At 69.9% G+C, this 16,740-nt stretch carries 16 protein-coding genes; 6 read left to right on the top strand and 10 right to left on the bottom strand.

Going from position 1 to position 16,740, the window contains the following annotated elements; translation table 11 throughout:
• Positions 1-111: 111 nt before the first annotated feature.
• Positions 112-1,137, bottom strand: a complete 1,026-nt coding sequence (locus KLK06_RS15055) for a LacI family DNA-binding transcriptional regulator (protein WP_214636033.1) — start codon at positions 1,135-1,137, stop codon at positions 112-114.
• Between the two features lie 135 nt (positions 1,138-1,272).
• Between KLK06_RS15055 and KLK06_RS15050 the strand changes: the two genes are divergently transcribed.
• Genes KLK06_RS15050 through KLK06_RS15025 form a run of 6 tightly spaced genes read left to right on the top strand, consistent with a single transcriptional unit; the run spans position 1,273 to position 7,143 of the window.
• Positions 1,273-2,112 carry an ABC transporter permease gene (locus KLK06_RS15050; RefSeq protein ID WP_308168257.1) on the top strand — a complete coding sequence of 280 codons (840 nt, stop codon included), beginning with the start codon at positions 1,273-1,275 and terminating at the stop codon, positions 2,110-2,112.
• A gap of 7 nt (positions 2,113-2,119) precedes the next feature.
• Positions 2,120-3,142 carry an ABC transporter substrate-binding protein gene (locus KLK06_RS15045; RefSeq protein WP_214636032.1) on the top strand — a complete coding sequence of 341 codons (1,023 nt, stop codon included), beginning with the start codon at positions 2,120-2,122 and terminating at the stop codon, positions 3,140-3,142.
• Complete coding sequence (locus tag KLK06_RS15040; protein ID WP_214636031.1) at positions 3,139-3,927, top strand: ABC transporter ATP-binding protein; 789 nt, start codon at positions 3,139-3,141, stop codon at positions 3,925-3,927. The genes KLK06_RS15045 and KLK06_RS15040 overlap by 4 nt, the downstream gene beginning before the upstream one ends.
• 48 nt (positions 3,928-3,975) lie before the next feature.
• Entirely contained in the window at positions 3,976-4,722 is a 747-nt protein-coding gene (locus tag KLK06_RS15035; protein ID WP_214636030.1) for a hypothetical protein, read from the top strand.
• 34 nt (positions 4,723-4,756) lie between these two features.
• Positions 4,757-6,208, top strand: coding sequence for a sorbosone dehydrogenase family protein (locus KLK06_RS15030; RefSeq protein ID WP_214636029.1), 1,452 nt, complete (start codon positions 4,757-4,759; stop codon positions 6,206-6,208).
• Positions 6,205-7,143 carry a LamG domain-containing protein gene (locus KLK06_RS15025; RefSeq protein ID WP_214636028.1) on the top strand — a complete coding sequence of 313 codons (939 nt, stop codon included), beginning with the start codon at positions 6,205-6,207 and terminating at the stop codon, positions 7,141-7,143. Before KLK06_RS15030 ends, KLK06_RS15025 begins: the two co-directional genes overlap by 4 nt.
• Positions 7,144-7,187: 44 nt before the next feature.
• Here KLK06_RS15025 and KLK06_RS15020 read toward each other — a convergent pair whose 3' ends face one another.
• The 9 genes from KLK06_RS15020 to KLK06_RS14980 form a co-directional block, all read right to left on the bottom strand.
• Complete coding sequence (locus KLK06_RS15020) at positions 7,188-7,652, bottom strand: hypothetical protein (protein WP_214636027.1); 465 nt, start codon at positions 7,650-7,652, stop codon at positions 7,188-7,190.
• A 59-nt stretch (positions 7,653-7,711) separates the two neighbouring features.
• Positions 7,712-8,761, bottom strand: a complete 1,050-nt coding sequence (locus KLK06_RS15015) for a leucine-rich repeat domain-containing protein (protein WP_250905382.1) — start codon at positions 8,759-8,761, stop codon at positions 7,712-7,714.
• On the bottom strand, positions 8,758-11,151 hold the full coding sequence (gene cutA, locus KLK06_RS15010) for an aerobic carbon-monoxide dehydrogenase large subunit (protein ID WP_214636026.1): 2,394 nt from the start codon (positions 11,149-11,151) through the stop codon (positions 8,758-8,760). The genes KLK06_RS15015 and cutA overlap by 4 nt, the downstream gene beginning before the upstream one ends.
• A gap of 2 nt (positions 11,152-11,153) precedes the next feature.
• A complete protein-coding gene (locus KLK06_RS15005) occupies positions 11,154-11,630 on the bottom strand; it encodes a (2Fe-2S)-binding protein (protein ID WP_214636025.1) in 477 nt (158 codons plus the stop codon).
• A gap of 13 nt (positions 11,631-11,643) precedes the next feature.
• Entirely contained in the window at positions 11,644-12,525 is an 882-nt protein-coding gene (locus KLK06_RS62315; RefSeq protein WP_214636024.1) for a xanthine dehydrogenase family protein subunit M, read from the bottom strand.
• Positions 12,522-13,892, bottom strand: a complete 1,371-nt coding sequence (locus KLK06_RS14995) for a uracil-xanthine permease family protein (RefSeq protein WP_214636023.1) — start codon at positions 13,890-13,892, stop codon at positions 12,522-12,524. The genes KLK06_RS62315 and KLK06_RS14995 overlap by 4 nt, the downstream gene beginning before the upstream one ends.
• 195 nt (positions 13,893-14,087) lie before the next feature.
• Positions 14,088-14,732 (bottom strand): NYN domain-containing protein, encoded by a 645-nt coding sequence (locus tag KLK06_RS14990; RefSeq protein WP_214636022.1) that lies wholly within the window; start codon positions 14,730-14,732, stop codon positions 14,088-14,090.
• Positions 14,733-14,878: 146 nt separating this feature from the next.
• Positions 14,879-15,082 (bottom strand): RNA-binding S4 domain-containing protein, encoded by a 204-nt coding sequence (locus KLK06_RS14985; protein ID WP_374197113.1) that lies wholly within the window; start codon positions 15,080-15,082, stop codon positions 14,879-14,881.
• Between the two features lie 11 nt (positions 15,083-15,093).
• Positions 15,094-16,740: a PucR family transcriptional regulator gene (locus KLK06_RS14980; protein WP_214636020.1), complete on the bottom strand. Its 1,647-nt coding sequence runs from the start codon at positions 16,738-16,740 to the stop codon at positions 15,094-15,096.

Raw genomic sequence — 16,740 nt, 5'->3', positions numbered from 1 at the left:
ACCTCCTGCCGTGGGCTTCCGGCCGGGCATCCCGGTCACCTGTCTCGCTCGCGGTCCAACCAGTCAACCCGGCGAAGCGTCCAGGAAGGCGTCCGAGCGTAGCGAGGCCCTTTAGGGCGGGCCGGTGGTGCTGGCACGCAGGACGACCCGCCCCGCGATCCGTTCAATCCGCCGCCGCCCCCGACCCCCATCCCGTAAAGCGAGGGCGATCACCCGCTCCCCCATCTCCTCCAACGGCAGCGCCACCGTAGTCAGCGGCGGCGTCAGGTCACGCACCACGGGAACGTCGTCGAACCCCGCCAGCGACACATCATCCGGCACCCGCAGCCCCCGCTCCCGCAACGCGGCCAGCGCCCCCACCGCCATCACGTCGGTCGCGGCGAACAGGCACGTGGCGTCAAGCCCCCGGTCCAAAAGGGCGGACGCCCCGGCGTAGCCGCCCTCGCGGCTGAACGGTCCCTCCACCACCTGGCCGACCGGCACCCCGGCCGCCGCCAGCGCGTCGCGGAAGCCGCCGACCCGGTCCACCACCGTGCTGAGGCCAGGCGGCCCCGACAGCACGGCGAAGCGCCGGTGTCCGAGCGCCAGCAAGGCCCTGGCCAGGGCAGCGGCGCCCGCGCGGTTCTCCGGCAGTACGGTGTCGACGCGCAGGCTGCGGTGCCGGCTGACCACCGCCACCCGGCCGCCGGCGTTCAGGTAGGGCCGCAGTTCGACGTCCATGGCCCGCTCCCACCGCCGGTCCTCGAAGCCGGAGCCGATCAGCAGGATCGCGCGGGCCCGCTGGGCGCGCAGCATCGAGACGTAGGCCACCTCGCGCGCGCTGTCGCGGAACGTGCTGGCCAGCATCACCAGCAGGTCGCGCTGCGCGGCGGCGCGCATGACGCCCCTGGCGATGCCGGAGAAGTAGGGGTCGCTGACGTCGTGGCAGATCACGCCGACGGTCTCGTTGGAGGCCCGGGCGAGGGCCTGGGCGTGGGCGTTGGGTGTGTACGCGAGCTCGGAGGCGGCGGCCTCGACCCGGTCGCGCAGGTCTTCGCGGACCTTGGCGGTGCCGTTGAGGACGCGTGAGGCGGTGGCGAGGGAGACTCCGGCGGCCGTCGCCACATCCCGCAGGGTGACGTGAACGCGATCGGCCACTCGCCCTCCTGTAACAGGAAGTTCACGACCTTGACCCCTCGACCGTACCGGGTTAGCGTACCGCAGGAAAGCGCTTTCAGATAGCGCTTTCTCGCATATGGCCTGATGGCACGCGGTGAAGGGAGACCTTCGATCGTGGTACAGACCGTTGATGGGATCATGCGGCGCGAGAGCCCGAGCTCGCGCGACCGCGTCGTGGAACTGGCGGACCGCTCCTGGCGGCCCCTCGCCCTGCTCGCCGCCTGCTATGCGATCTGGTGGGCGATCACGAAGTTCGAGATCGTGCCCAGATATCTCGTACCCTCACCCGGGACCACCCTCCAGGTGATGGCCGACAAGGCCGGCTACCTCGGCCACCACACGCTGGTGACCGCCTATGAGACGGTGCTCGGCTTCGCGATCGCCGTCGTCGTCGGCATCGCCGCGGCCGTGCTGATGGTGGCCTCGGCGGAGGTCGAGAAGACCCTTTACCCGCTGCTGCTGTTCGCGCAGGTCGTCCCGAAGATCGCGATCGCCCCGCTGTTCGTGGTCTGGCTGGGGTTCGGGCTGACTCCGAGGATCGTGGTCGCCGTGCTGATCGCGTTCTTCCCCGTCGTCATCTCCATGGTCACCGGCCTGAAGTCGGTGGATCCGGAGATGCTCCAACTGGCTTCGACCATGGGCGCGAGCCCGGCGAAGACCTTCGCCAAGATCAGATTTCCCGCCTCTCTGCCGTTCCTGTTCTCCGGGTTGAAGGTCGCCGTGACACTCGCGGTCACCGGGGCGGTCGTGGGCGAGTTCGTCGGCGGCAACGACGGGCTCGGCTCGGTCATCCTGCAGGCCAACGGCAACATCGACACGCCCATGCTGTTCGCGGGACTCCTTGTCATGTCATTCCTCGGCGTCGTGCTCTTCGTCGCCGTCGAGTTCGCCGAGCGGCTGCTACTGCCCTGGCACGCCAGCCGCCGCGGTGACGCCGTAACCGTGACCTACTGAGGACGCCATGAAGACACGCACGCTGATCGCCGCCTTAGCCCCGGCCCTGCTCCTGTTCGCCACCGCGTGCGGCTCCGGTGGCGGCGAGAAGACCACCAGCTCGTCGGGCAAGCAGCTCGACAAGGTCACGCTCACGCTCAACTGGTATCCGTACGGCGAGCACGCGCCGTTCTACTACGGCAAGTCGAAGGGCATCTTCGAGAAGCACGGCATCGACCTGACGATCCAGGCCGGGCAGGGCTCCCAGAAGACCGTGCAGGCCACCGGCGCCGGCCAGACGGACTTCGGCTGGGCCGACACCCCCGCGCTGCTCGGCGGGGTGAGCCAGGGCGTGCCGGTGAAGAGCCTGGGCGTCTTCCTGCAGACGACCCCGGCCTCGGTGCAGTTCTTCCAGGAGAAGAACATCACCAAGCCGGCCGACCTGAAGGGCAAGACGATCGCCTCGACGGCCGGTGACGCGCTGACCAAGACGTTCCCGGTGTTCCTCAAGGCCAACGGGATGACCGACGCCGACGTCAAGATGCAGAACACCGACCCGGCCGGCAAGATCGCGGCGGTCATGTCGGGGCAGACGGACGCGCTGCTCGGCTACGCCTCCGACCAGGGGCCGACCATGCAGAACAAGGCCGGCAAGCCGGTGGCGTACCTGCGCTTCTCGGAGTTCGGCCTGAACTACTACAGCAACGGCCTGCTCACCTCATCGAGCTTCCTGCAGAGCAAGGCCGACCTGGCCAAGCGGATGGTCGCGGCCACCAGCGAGGCGTGGGCGACGGCGGAGAAGGACCAGCAGGCCGCGGTGGACGCCATGAAGGGCGCCTCGGAGCAGTTGCCCCCGGCGCAGGTGCTGCTCGACCAGTTCAAGACCACGACCACGCTGCTGCACACCGACGCCACCCAGGGCCAGGCGCCGGGTGTCAACACCGAGGCCGACTGGCAGAAGACGATCGACACCTTCGCCAAGGCCGGCCTGGTCGCCAACCCGCAGGCGCCCAGCGCCTACTGGGACTCCAGCGTGGCGCCGAAGGGATGACCGTGACGCAACAGGCCCCCGCCGTCGAGATCGACAGGGTGGCGGTGCGGTTCCGGGCGAAGAAGCGCGACGTGCTCGCGCTGGAGAACGTGTCGATGGACGTCCGCCCCGGCGAGTTCGTGTCCATCGTGGGCCCGTCGGGGTGCGGCAAGTCGACGCTGCTCAAGCTGGTGTCCGGGCTGCTCAAGCCGTCGGCGGGCGCGGTGCGGCTGCTCGGCGGCACCGTCGGCGGCCCACGTCATGACGTCGGGTACGTCTTCCAGCGCGCCGCCCTGCTGGAGTGGCGTACGGCGCGCAAGAACATCCTGCTGCAGGCCGAGATGCGCGGCATGGCGCAGAAGGAGGCCGCCGCCCGGGCCGACGAGCTGATCGCCATGACCGGGCTGACGGGCTTCGAGGACTCCTTGCCGCACGAGCTGTCCGGCGGGATGCAGCAGCGGGTGGCGCTCTGCCGCGCGCTGCTGCACCGGCCGCCGGTGCTGCTCATGGACGAGCCGTTCGGCGCGCTCGACGCGCTGACCAGGGAGCAGATGAATGTCGAGCTGCACCGCATCTGGCACGAGACCGAGACCACGGTCCTGCTGGTCACGCACTCCATCGCCGAGGCGGTCTACCTCGGCAACCGGGTGGTCGTCATGACGCCGCGGCCCGGCACGATCGCCGAGGTCATCGACGTGGCGCTGCCGCGGGTGCGTGACTACGCGGCGACCATGTCCCAGCCCGCGTTCGCCGCCGCGACCAGCCACATCCGCGATCTGCTGGGGGCCGCCAGGCACAGCGACTGACCGCCTCGGCCGCTCGGATCCGCCCCTCCCCCCACTGAGAGGATTCCGATGCCCACGTTCATCCGCCTATGCGCGCTCGGCCTGGTGCTGATCCTGGCCCAGTTCGTCGCGCCCACCGCCCACGCGACCGGCCGCACCGCCGCGGACCAGCCGGCCACCGGCCAGGCCCAGGCCGCGGCCGAGTGCGGCAGGGGCCGTACGGTCGTCCGCAACACCAACGCGGCCGCCAGTTGGGCGCCGGTGACCCCGGCGAAGTGGCAGTTCCCCGGCGACCAGGTGATCCTGGCCCAGGCCGGCGAGGAGCGTCCGGGCCCGCGCCGTCCCTTCGAGTACGCCGTGCTCGAGAAGGGCCCGGCCTTCGGCTCGGTGCAGATCGACGCCGAAGTACGCCTCGACACCCCGACCAGCGTCAGCAACCGTGACGTGATCATCGTGTTCGGCTACCGCTCGGACACGGAGTTCTATTACGCCCACCTCTCCCAGGACAACACCATCTACCCGCACAACGGCATCTTCGTGGTGAACAACGCCGACCGGCTGCGCATAGACGACCAGTGGAACGGGCAGGTCGGCGCGCCTCCCGCGGTCACCGACGAGCAGTGGCACAAGGTCCGCGTCCGGTTCTGCACGGACACCGGCCGTATCTCGGTCTTCGTCGACGGCTCGACCACGCCGCTGATGACGGCCACGGACCACACCTTCGCCTCGGGCCGGGTCGGCTTCGGCTCGTTCGACAACATCGGCAGGGTGCGCGGCCTGACCGTCACGGGCACCCCGGCCTGCAAGACCAGCTGAACAACTCCCAACAACCCTCAGGTGGTGGACAGGAATGCCGAAATCCCTCCGGTATCTTCTCGCCGCGGTGCTGGCGACCGCGTTATGGGCTTCGCCGGCAGCCGCGTTGGACTCGACCCCGATCGACGATCCCATCCCGGAGAATCCCACCGCGTCCGCTCTCACGCTGACGCTGACCGAGTACGCCGCCTTCCCCAAGACCGAGCCGACCCCCGCGCCCACCGACGCGCGGCTGATGCGCTGGGCCCGGATCAACAACATCGGCGAGATCCCCGACGGGTCGCACCGCCAGTTCGTCAACGACCTCAACGGCAAGCTGTATCTGCTGAAGAACGGCCAGCCGCAGGAGTACCTCGACGTCGGCGCCACGTTCGCGCCGGACTTCCTCTCCGGCCGCGGCCTGGGCTCCGGGTTCGGGTACGTCGCCTTCCACCCGGACTTCGCCCGTAACGGGAAGTTCTACACCGTACACACCGAATGGGGAGCGGCGCTCACCACCAAGACGCCGGACCTGACCCCGCAGCCCGACACCCGCTTCCACGGCGTGCTCACCGAGTGGACGGCCACCAACCCGAAGGCCGACACCTTCAGCGGCACCCGCAGAGAGGTGCTCAGGCTCGGCTTCAACGGCCAGGTCCACGGCATCCAGCAGATCGACTTCAACCCGTTCGCGCGGCGCAGGGACGCCGACTACGGCCAGCTCTACATCGCGGCGGGCGACGGCGGCCGGGGCGTGTCGAGCGACGACCCGCAGAACCTGGCCATCCCGCAGGGCAAGCTGCTGCGCATCGACCCGCTGGGCACGAACGCGGCCAACGGCAAGTACGGCATCCCGGCGAACAACCCGTTCGTCAGCCAGGCGGGCGCGATCGGCGAGATCTACGCGTACGGCATGCGCGACCCGCACCGCTTCAGCTGGGACCCGCAGGGCAACAGGCTGTTCCTCGGCCACATCGGCGAGCACGCCATCGAGGCGATCTACGAGGTCAAGGCCGGTAACAACCTGGGCTGGAGCGAGCGCGAGGGGTCCTTCGTGTTCAACAAGGCCGACCGCTGCCACCTCTACACGCTGCCCGACGACGACGCGACGTTCGGCTACACCTACCCGGTCGCGGCCTATGACCACGACCCGCCGCCCGGGCACTCCTGCACGGCCGACAGCGGTCACGCGGTGGCCGGCGGGTTCGTCTACCGCGGCTCGCGGCTGCCCCTGCTCTACGGCAAGTACCTGTTCGGCGACATCGTCGACGGCCGTGTCTTCTTCACGATCGCCGGTCAGATGAAGCAGGGCGCCGCGCGCGCCACGATCTACCAGCCCAAGCTGGTGAACGCGAGCGGCACCGCGGTCACCATGCGCGACCTGGCCGGGGACACCCGGGTGGACCTGCGCCTGAGCCGGGACGCCGCGGGCGAGCTCTACCTGCTGTCCAAGGCCAACGGCAAGATCTGGAAGGTCACCGGCGCCTGCTTGACGGCGACGCCATGAGACACCGGTATCTGGCCCCTGTGCTGGCTCTCGTGCTGACGGCGACGGTCGCCACCCCGGCCGCCGCCCACGACCGGCCCGGCGTGCTGCCCACGCTGCGCCACAACCTCGTCGCCGCGTACGACTTCGACCACCCGGCCCCCGGAGACCCCGCGCAGGAGCGCGACCAGGGCAGGTCGGGTACGAACATCACGCTGATCAACGGCGGCGCCGCCATGCGCGTGGCCGACAACGCCCACCGGGGCAGCGGGCACGCCATCCAGCTCCAGCAGGTGAACCCCGCCACGACGGGCAACGACGACTGGAAGGCCGGGATCTACTCCGAGACCGGAGTGCCCACCCTGCACGCCTTCAACGCCGTCAAGGGCGCCACCGTCATGGGCTGGTTCAAGATGACCGGCCAGAACCCGAGCCCCAATTCCAACACCGAGGACCCGGCCGACCAGTACGGAGCGATCGGGCTGGCCGGAGTGCTCAGCGGCAACTCCCAGGGCCACGACGTGCGGGCCCTGCTCGAACTCATCACGGTGAACGGGGAGCTGCGCGTGGTCGCGCTGGGCAGGCGCGTCGACGGCGGCAGCTCCCAGACGTTCGCCGCGAGCGAGCCCTGGCAGAGCGTGCTCCCGCTGAACGAATGGGTCTTCCTCGCGGCCACGTTCGACTACGACAACACCACGATGAAGCTGTACAAGAACGGCCACCCGCTCGACGGCTTCTACACGCTCACCGGCGACCCGTGGGCCGTGGAGGGGGCGCCCGAACCCGATCTGACCTCGGCCACCGACCCCCGAGGCATCAAGATCGGCGGAAGCTACCCGCAGAACACCAGAGAGAACAACCCTTGTAACTGCCGGATGGACGACCTGATGTTCCTCGACAGGGTCGCCGCGCCCATCGAGATCTGGGCCCAGTACAAGCTGGCGACCCGAGGCTGAACGGCTGGGGCTGGGAGGACTCCCACCGCCTTCCCAGCCCTCCGTCAGCCGGTGGTGCCGCCAGTCTGCATCTGTTTGGTCCTGTGGTCCTTGAGATGGAGCTCACCGTGGAGACGCTCCTTCAACAGGTCGAGCACCTTGCGGCTGGACAGCACGGTCCATCGGTTTCCGACCAGGTGCGGGTTGTATTCGGGCGCGGTGTCCATCCAGACGTCTTTACCGGCCTGGGTGGCGAACGTGTTCACGAAGAACTCGCCGTCCTGGGTCTTGCAGTAGCCCGTACGAAGGTCCGTGGCATTCACCTGGATCTTCGGCTTGCAGCCCACCTTCTCCGCCAATTGCTCGACGGTGTAAACGTTGTTGTCGACCACAGCGGGCTTCTGCACGATGGCTTCGCCCCCAGCGTTCGCAGCGCTCTCGCCCGCTCCTACGGCGCCGCTGGCGTTCGTACAGCCGGCGGCGAGCCCGACCAGCAGTACAGAAGCAGCCAGACGTGGAAATGTCGTCATGTGCCGAGATACGCAACCCTCATAGGGCCGGTTCACTTCGGTTGAGATAAAACCGAGATTCACCGCAGGACGACGCAGCCGCGCTCGGCCAGGCGGCGCAGCGCGTCAGGCTCGCCGTCGAGTTTGTTCCAGCGCAGGTCGAGCTTCTCCAGCGCGGGCAGCTCGCCGAGGCTCTCGGGCAGCGTCCTGAGCCGGTTGTTGCGGAGGTCCAGGTGCGTGAGCCGGGCCAGCCCCGCGACCGCGCCGGTGAGCGAGCGCAACTGGTTGTTGCGCAGGTCGAGCACGCGTAGCTCGCCGAGCTCGCCGATCGAGTCAGGCAGCGCGGCCAGCCGGTTGCCCTGCAGGTGCAGCTCGCGCAGCCGGCCCAGACCGCCGATGGAGCCGGGCAGCGCCGCCAGGCGGTTGTTGTAGAGCCGCAGCTCGACCAGCGACGCCATGCCGCCGAGCGCCTCGGGCAGGCCGGTCAGCCGGTTGTCGGTCACGTTGAGGTAGGCGAGCCGGTCGAGCCGGCCGATCGCGGCGGGCACCTCGGTGAACCGGTTGTCGCTCAGGTAGAGGTAGTCGGTCAGGCCCAGGTCGCCGATCTCCGGCGGGATCGCGGTGAGCTGGTTGTGCCCGAGGTCGAGCATGCGCAGCCGGGTCAGCCCGCCGATCGCCGCGGGCACCTCGGTGAGCGCGTTCTCGGCCAGGTTGAGCGATTCGAGCCGGGCCAGCTTCCACAGCGCGTCGGGGACGCCGGTCAGCCGGTTGCCGCCCGCCGCCAGGTGCCGCAGCCCGCCGGCGAGCCGCACGGGCAGCGTCTCGATGGCGTTGCCGTACAGGGAGAGTGTCTCGAGGGACGGCGGGCAGCCGGGCACCTCGGTCAGCCGGTTGCCGTCGAGGTGCAGCGCCCGCAGCCCGGTGAGTCCGGCCAGGCTCGGCAGCGAGCTCAGGCGGTTGCCGTCGAGCCGGAGTTCGGCCAGCGACCTCAGGCCGCCCAGCCACGCGGGAACCTCGGCGAGCTCGTTCCAGGCCAGGTCGATCAGCCGCACCTCGCCGAGTTCGGCGGCCGAGCCGGGGAACGTGGTCAGACCCGCGCCGGGTGCGCGCAGTTCGTCCGGGATCGTCATGGCTCCCGATCATCGCACGGGGTTTGAGCGTCCTGTCCGGCGAGGTTCCTGAGGTCGAACAGCTCGGACGGCGAGATCGGCATGCGGTCGATCTCGATGCCCTCCGCGTCCTCGATCGCCCCCGCGATCACCGCCGAGACCGGGATCACCCCGGCCTCCCCCGCCCCCTTGATGCCGAGCGGGTTGAGCGGCGACGGCGTCTCCAGGTGGGCGGTCTCGATGTGCGGGATCTCGGTGACGTACGGCATGAGGAAGTCCATGAACGAGGCGTTGAGCAGTTGCCCGTGCCCGTCGTACACCATCCGCTCGTACAGGGCGCCGCCGATGCCCTGGGCCACTCCCCCGTGGATCTGTCCCTCCACGATCATCGGGTTGATCAGCCGGCCGCAGTCGTGCACGACGGCGTACCGCAGGACCTTGATCTCGGCGGTCAGCGGGTCGGTCTCGACGATGGCGGCGTGCATCCCGGCCGCGAACGTGGACCTGATCGGCGAATAGTAGTCACGCCCCTCCAGCCCCGGCTCGTCGCCCTCGGCCACCGGCGGTTTGTCGGGCGAGGCGGTGCCGGAGAACTGGGTCGCCTTGGCCGTCTCCTCGTCGAAGGCGTACCGCAGGGGGTTGGCCAGGACCGCGACCGTGGACAGCGGGATCGAGGCGGAGGGGGTGCCCACGACGTGCACCAGGCCGTCGGCGATCTCCAGGTCGCCCGGGTCGGCCTCCAGCGCCTCGGCGGCGATGCGCAGCGCCTTCTCGCGCACCTTGCGGCAGGCCAGCGCGATGGCGTTGCCGCTCATCACCGCCGCGCGGGAGGCGAACGTGCCCACCGCGTACCCGAACCTGCGCGTGTCGCCCGTGACGACCGAGATCCGCTCGATGGGCACACCCAGCTCGGTGGCGGCGATCTGGGCGAACACGGTCTCGTGGCCCTGCCCCTGCGAGGTGAGCCCGGTGGAGACGTGTACGCGGCCGTCTGAGGTGATCTGGACGTGACCGCCCTCGTACGGGCCGACGCCGGTGCCCTCGACGTAACAGCCGATGCCGATGCCCCGGTGCTCGGCGGGCTCGAAGTCGTCCCAGCCGATGAGCTCCTTGATCATGCGGAGCATCGTGGGATAGTCGCCGCTGTCGTAGATCAGCGGGCGCCCGTCCTGGAACGTCATGCCCTGGTCGTAGGGGAACTCGTCGGGCCCGATGAAGTTCGCCGCGCGCACCTCGGTGCGATCCTTGCCCAGGTAGCGAGCGATCTTGTCCATCGTCCGCTCCATGCAGAACACGGCCTGCGGCCGTCCCGCTCCCCGGTATGGAGTGACCTGCACGGTGTTGGTGTAGACGGCGGAGAACTCGACCCGATAGGCCCCGATCCGGTACGGCCCGAGCAACTGCGTCGAGGTGATGATCGGGACAATGATCCCGTACGGCGTGTAGGCGCCGTGATCGTGCAGGATCGTCACGTCCAGCCCGTTGACCACCCCGTCGTCGTCGAACCCGACCCTGACGTGCTGCACCTGGCCCCGCTCGTGCGCCGAGGAGATGAAGTGCTCGCGCCGGTCCTCGGTCCACTTGACCTCCTGGCCGAGGCGCATCGCCGCCCACGGCACCAGGATCTCCTCCGGCCACGGGTGCACGATCTTCACCCCGAACCCGCCGCCCACGTCGGGCGCGATCACCTCGACGTGCGGCAGGGGCAGGCCCAGGGCGGCGGCGACGGCCATGCGAACACTGGTCGAGGTCTGGGTGCTGGTGTAGACGCGCAGGTCGGAGCCGTCCCACCGGGCGTACACGCCGCGGCCCTCCAGCGGCATACTCGCGCTGCGCTCGATGTCGAGCCGGAAGGCCAGCGTGTGCGGCGACGCCTCGATGGCCTCACGGGCGCTCCGGCCCGTCCGGCTCGGCACCTCCTGCACCAGGTGAGCGCCCACGTTGCCCGGTACGTCCTCGTGCACGAGCTGCGCGCCCTGGACCGCCTCCTCCAGGCCCACCACCGGCTTGAGCGGCTCGTAGTCGACCTCGATCAGCCCGCACGCGTCCTCGGCCAGGTAGCGGTCCCTCGCCACGACCATCACCACCGGCTCGCCCACGTGCCGGACGACGTCCCTGGCCAGCGGGTAGGCGGTACGGCCGTGGGTGAGCGCGGGATGCGGGATCAGCAGGGGCAGGGGGCGGCCCACCCGTTCGGGCAGGTCCTCCCAGGTGTAGATCGCGACCAGGCCGTCGACGTCGAGCGCGGCGCTCACGTCGATGTCGCGGATGCGGGCGTGGGCGTGCGGCGACCGCACGAACGCCGCCTCCAGCGCGCCGGAGCCCAGGTCGTCGAGGTACCGGCCGCCGCCGGTGAGCAGCCTGGGGTCCTCCCGGCGCTGGACCGCCTCCCCAAACAGCCTGGTGGTCATCCCTAGGTCTCCTCGGCGATGAGTTCCGCCGCCCGGTGGACGGCCTTGACGATGTTCTGGTAGCCGGTGCAGCGGCACAGGTTGCCGGAGATGCCTTCGACCACCTCCTCGTCGGTGGGCGCCGGGTTGTCCCGCAGCAGCGCGGTCACCGTACAGAGGAAGCCGGGTGTGCAGAAGCCGCACTGCAGCCCGTGGCACTCCGCGAACGCCCGCTGCACCGCCGACATCCCATCCGGCCCGGCCAGCCCCTCCACCGTGGTGATCTCGTGCCCGTCGACGGTCACCGCGAACGTCAGGCACGACCGCACCGGCTCGCCGTCCAGCAGCACCGTGCAGCACCCGCACACGCCGTGCTCGCAGCCCACGTGGGTGCCGGTCAGCCCGAGGTCGTGGCGCAGGCAGTCGGACAGCAGCCGCCGCCCGGGCACCCGCACCCGCCGCGCGGCGCCGTTCACCACCAGCGTGATCTCGTGCTCCAAACCGGCCTCCCCTTTACGTCCCTACTGGGTCGCTACCCCACGGTCCCGCCGCCTCACGGGCCGCGTCCTTCAGCGCCTGCTCGGCGAGGACGCCGACCAGCTGCAGGCGGTAAGCGGCGCTCGCGTGGATGTCGCCTTCCGGCTCGGTCTCTTCCCGTACGGCCCGCGCCACCGCCGCCCAGTCGACGGTCGAGGCGGGACGGCGCTCGCACAGCCCGCCCACGTCCACGACGACCGGCACCGGGCCGACGCTGACGCAGGCCACCCGGGCGGCGGTGATGTGCAGGTCGTCGTCCAGCGTGACCACCGCGCACACCCCGGCCAGGGCGTAGTCACCGTGCCTCCTGGCCACCTCGCGGAACGCCGTGCCGGACCTCGGCGGAAGTGACGGGAAATATGCGGAGACGGCCAGCTCGCCCGGCTGGACGGCCGACTCCATCGGCCCGACGAAGAACTCCGCCGCCCCCACCTCGCGCAGACCCTCCAGGCGGGCCAGCCGCACCGACCCGCCGAGCAGGGCCAGCACGGCCGGCAGCTCGGCGGCCGGGTCGGCGTGCACCAGGCTGCCCACCACCGTGCCCCGGTTGCGGATCACCGGGTGGGCGACCAGCCGGAGCGCCTGCCGCAGCAGTGGATGCCCGGCCAGCCGCTCCACCTGGGAGTGCCTGGCCAGCGCGCCCACGGTGACGCCTTCCGTGGACGGCTCGACGGTGGCCAGCGATGCGATGCGGTTGATGTCGACCAGATGCTCGGGCGCCGCCAGCCGCATGTTGAGCATGGGGATCAGACTCTGGCCGCCCGCCAGCACCTTGCCGCGCGGGCCCACCTCGGCGAGGACGTCGAGGGCCTCGCCGAGCTCGCGCGGCGCGTGGTGTTCGAACGGCGGCGGCTTCACCCGGCGTCGCTCCCGAGGGGGGCCGGGCCGGCGTCCGGGGCCCGCCCGGCGATGGCGCGCAGCAGGTGGTAGCCGCCCACGACGACGATGGTGCCCAACGCGATGCCCTCCAGCCGGAAGTCGCCGCTGATCAGTTGCTTCACCGGTCCGATCGCCAGGATGATGCCCGCGCCGATGGGGACCATGTTGACCGGGTCGGCGAAGTTCACCCGGTTCTCGATCCAGATCTTGGCGCCGAGAAGGCCGATCATGCCGTACAGGATGACGGTCACACCGCCCAGTACGCCAGAGGGAGTGGCGGAGACCAGCGCGCCGAACTTCGGGCTGAGCCCGAACAGGATGGCGATGATGCCGGCGATGTAGTAGGCGGCGGTGGAGTAGACCTTGGTGGCGGCCATGACGCCGATGTTCTCGGCGTAGGTGGTGGTGGGCGAGCCGCCGACGGCGCTGGTCACCACGGTGGCGAGGCCGTCGGCGGCGATGGCGCGGCCGACGTACGGATCGACGTCGGTCTGCGTCATCTCTCCCACGGCCTTGACGTGACCGATGTTCTCCGCGATCAGCGCGATCACCGCGGGCAGCACGAGCAGCACGGCCGAGAACTTGAAGTCTGGCAGATGAAACGACGGCAGGCCCACCCATGGCGCGTCACCGAGCTTGGAGAAATCGACGCGCAGGTGCGGGGCGATCTTGATCGCGCCGTCGGTGTAGGCCGGCACCTGGCCGAAGAGCTGGTCGGCGACCCAGGACAGCGCGTACCCGGCGATCAGGCCGATGAGGATGCCGATCCGCCCGATGAAGCCCTTGAACGCCACCACGACCACGAACGTCACCAGCATCGTGATCAGCGCCATCCACTGGTCCTGCGGCCAGTAGACGTCCGCCACCACGTACGCCAGCCCGAACCCGATCAGCATGACCACCGCGCCGGTGACGATCGGCGGGAAGATCCGGTGGATGATCTGCACCCCGAGGAAGTGCACGGCCACCCCGGCCAGCGCGAGCACCAACCCGACGACCAGGATCGCGCCGGTCACGATGGCGTCGGCGCCCGCGGTGTCGCCGCCGAAGATCGCCCTGATGGCGAACACCCCGCCCACGAACGAGGCGCTGGTGCCGAGGTAGCTGGGTATCCGGCCCTTCACGATCAGCAGGAACAGGATCGTGGCCACACCCGACATCATGATCGCGACGTTCGGGTCCAGCCCCATCACCAGCGGGAACACGAACGTCGCGCCGAACATCGCGATCACGTGCTGCGCGCCGAACCCGATCATGCGCGGCCAGGTCAGCCGCTCGTCGGGCCGGACGATCTCACCGGGAGCCAGGTGCTTGCCGTCGCCGTGTTTGGTCCAACCGAAAACCATGTGAGCCCCTCTTCACCCGGGCCGCCGCTTCCAGTGCCGCCCCGCAGGCTCCTTCTGCATCCCGCCTGAGATTCGTGCTGCCGTTGCGGGCACATTAGGCCCGTGGGCGTGCTCGTACACGGGCATGATCTGCCAAATTCGCTTTCCTGACCAGAGGTGTGGTTGCGCACTACCTTCGGGGGGTTCGGTGAACGGTCAGTTCCAGTGCGGGGGACGGTGGTAGACGGCACCGTCGCGGCCATGCACCACGTCGGGGAACTGGGAACGCCGCACGACGGCTGCGTCGATGGGGAAGCACGCGTCGCTGCACTTGCGCAAATCCTCCGCGCTCTTACCCGGCGGGAAGACGGTGACGACCCTCGTTTTGGTGCCACGCAGACCGTCGATCTTGCGGATCCTCTCGACCGGCGCGCAGAAATCCGAATCGGCCGACACGAGCATGACGACATCGACCTCATCGAGTGCCACGTCAATGATCATGGCGCTCGCGAGGGCGACATGGGCCTCCTTCACCGCGTAGGACAACCAGGTTGCGCCGCACTCTCGGCATCCCTTCGACTGCTTCTGGAACCTGCCGAGCACCACGTCGGCGCCGTGGGCCTTCAGAGCGGCCAGGTAGGCTCTCTGCCGTTCGACGGCGGGCGGGTCGGCTCGGACCAACGCGGTGAAATAGGTGACTCGCTCCAACCTCTGCCCAGGCCCGAGCAGTTCCCGGGCCATTGTCACCAGGTCGAGCCAGAGGTCACGGCAACCACTCAGGTGCCGCAGGCCGCAATCGAGGTTGAAGCTGTCGACATAGACCCTGACGCGCGCTGTTTCACTGTTCAGCTTGTCACCCACGGCGACCTTCCCTAACATGGAGTCATGCAACGCCCGGGGCTACGTTCCCGGGCTCTACGGCCCCCGGCGACGGGGGCCGTTTCTTTTTCACTCTCATGTTCGAGGATAGTAAACAGCGAGTAATCTCGCGGTGACTTCCCGTGACTTCAGTGCACCTGGATGGAGAACCCGTCCCCCGTCACCACCTGCCCCGCCCGGATCTTGCACGTCTTGCGGAGCTCCACCTCTCCATCCACCGACACGAACCCTTCGGCGATCAGGTGTTTGGCCATGCCGCCCGTCTCCGTGACCCCGCAGTACTTCAGCAGGTCACACAGCGGGATGTAGTCAGAGCGCAGTTCGAAGTCCACGACCACTCAGCCTAGATGCCCCGCATGCGCAGCACGTGCAGGGCCAGTGTCAGGTTGAGGCGCAGGTGCGGGTCGTCGGTGAAGTTGCCGAGCAGGCGCTCCAGCTTGCCGATGCGGTAGCGCAGCGTGTTGTAGTGGAAGTGCAGCCGCCTGGCCGTCTCCGCCACGTTGAGGTTCGTCTCCAGGAGCACCTGCAGGGTGCGGCGCAGGTCGGAGTTCTCGGCGTCATTGTCGAGGGCCAGCGGTCCCAGCGTCTCGCGGACGAACGCGTGCAGCTCCTCCGTGTCGTTCACCAGCGACAGCAGCCGATAGACGCCCAACTGGTCGAAGTGGGCCACCGCGCCGGGGCCGTGGAGCTGGCGGCCGACGCGGGCCGCCTTCAGGGCCTGCGAGTACGCCTCGGGCAGCAGTTCGGCGCCGGGCGACGGGCGGGAGGTGCCGGTCGAGAACGTGGCGGGCGGCACGTCGGCGAACGCGGAGGCGGCGTCCTTGGCCACCCTGGCGGCGTCCACCGTGGCGTCCAGCACGGCCACCACCTCGTGCGAGAAGCCCGCGACCGCGCCCTGGGGGTCGTGGCGGCGCATCGCCGCGACCCAGCACGCGACCAGGCGGTCCTGGGTGGCGCGCTCGTCGCCGTCCGGGTCGAGCTCGGCGACGAGCACGGTGACCGGACGTTCCAGGTCCCAGCCGAACGCCCTGGCCCGCGCCGTGACGCGCTCGGCCGTGCCCGCCCGGCCGGTGAGGACGTCGCGCAGGAAGTCCGCCCGGTACTTGCTCTCGACGGCGTTGACCGCCTCCTGCCTGGTCACGACGAGCGCGGCGACGGTCGCGGCGCGTTCAAGGATGCCGACGTCGCTGTCCCGGATCGTCCCGGCCGGGCTGTAGGCGACGATGCGGCCGTGGTGGTGCCCGCCCGCGACGACGGGCACGGAGGCGAAGGCCCGCGTGCGGCCGGCCGTACCGGAAGCGGGTGTGCCGGAAGGGGTCCGGCCCGAGGCGGGGGCGGGGATGAGCGGCGGTCCCTCGTGCGCGATCGACTCCCACAGGAGGGTCACGTGGTCGGCCGGCCCGGCCGTGGCGAGCACCCGCCCACCGCCGTCCACCGCCGCCACCGCGACGTCGAGCAGCGCGGCCACCTCGGCGGTCACCTCGTCGAGCCCGCCACCGGCCAGCACCACCTGTACCAGCGCCCGGTGCGCCTCTTCGGCGCGGGCCAGCACGGCGGCCTGCCGGTTGAGGATGTCGGTCAGCACCTGGTTCAGGATGTCGTCGAAGCCGACGTCGTTCGGCAGGATGATGAGCGGGAACCCGAGCCGGTCGGCCTGCTCGACCATCTCGTCGGGCAGTTTGTCCACGTACCTGCCGAGTTTGATGGCCAGCGCCGCCAGTTTGCGCTCGTCGAGGTCGGCCACCAGGCGGCCGAGCGACTGCGGGGTGTTGCGCAGCGGGTAGCCGGTGGTCAGCAGCAACTCGTGCGGCTTCACCCAGGCCAGGATGTCCGGCACCTCCATGACGTTGAGGCGCTGCACGATGCGGCCCAGCCCGCTCTCCCCCGCGATCAGGCGGGCGTCCGCGAGGGTCGAAACGCCGAGCACCTCGCCCACGGACACTCCGTGGGTGATCGTGCCCGTGCTGGCGAGTCGGACGGGGGGCTCCAT

Origin of the sequence: Nonomuraea sp. NEAU-A123 (assembly GCF_018603905.1) — a bacterium.
Classification (GTDB): domain Bacteria; phylum Actinomycetota; class Actinomycetes; order Streptosporangiales; family Streptosporangiaceae; genus Nonomuraea.
Note: the sequence above shows the minus strand (reverse complement) of the source record. Positions and strands in the feature narration are given on the sequence as shown.

Excerpts from the sequence above, each read along its gene's own strand:
- KLK06_RS15045 (WP_214636032.1), top strand. The coding sequence starts at position 2,120 with ATGAAGACACGCACGCTGATCGCCGCCTTAGCCCCGGCCCTGCTCCTG.
- KLK06_RS15040 (WP_214636031.1), top strand. The coding sequence starts at position 3,139 with ATGACCGTGACGCAACAGGCCCCCGCCGTCGAGATCGACAGGGTGGCG.
- KLK06_RS15035 (WP_214636030.1), top strand. The coding sequence starts at position 3,976 with ATGCCCACGTTCATCCGCCTATGCGCGCTCGGCCTGGTGCTGATCCTG.
- KLK06_RS15030 (WP_214636029.1), top strand. The coding sequence starts at position 4,757 with ATGCCGAAATCCCTCCGGTATCTTCTCGCCGCGGTGCTGGCGACCGCG.
- KLK06_RS15025 (WP_214636028.1), top strand. The coding sequence starts at position 6,205 with ATGAGACACCGGTATCTGGCCCCTGTGCTGGCTCTCGTGCTGACGGCG.
- KLK06_RS15020 (WP_214636027.1), bottom strand. The coding sequence starts at position 7,652 with ATGACGACATTTCCACGTCTGGCTGCTTCTGTACTGCTGGTCGGGCTC.
- KLK06_RS15015 (WP_250905382.1), bottom strand. The coding sequence starts at position 8,761 with ATGACGATCCCGGACGAACTGCGCGCACCCGGCGCGGGTCTGACCACG.
- cutA (WP_214636026.1), bottom strand. The coding sequence starts at position 11,151 with ATGACCACCAGGCTGTTTGGGGAGGCGGTCCAGCGCCGGGAGGACCCC.
- KLK06_RS14995 (WP_214636023.1), bottom strand. The coding sequence starts at position 13,892 with ATGGTTTTCGGTTGGACCAAACACGGCGACGGCAAGCACCTGGCTCCC.
- KLK06_RS14980 (WP_214636020.1), bottom strand. The coding sequence starts at position 16,740 with ATGGAGCCCCCCGTCCGACTCGCCAGCACGGGCACGATCACCCACGGA.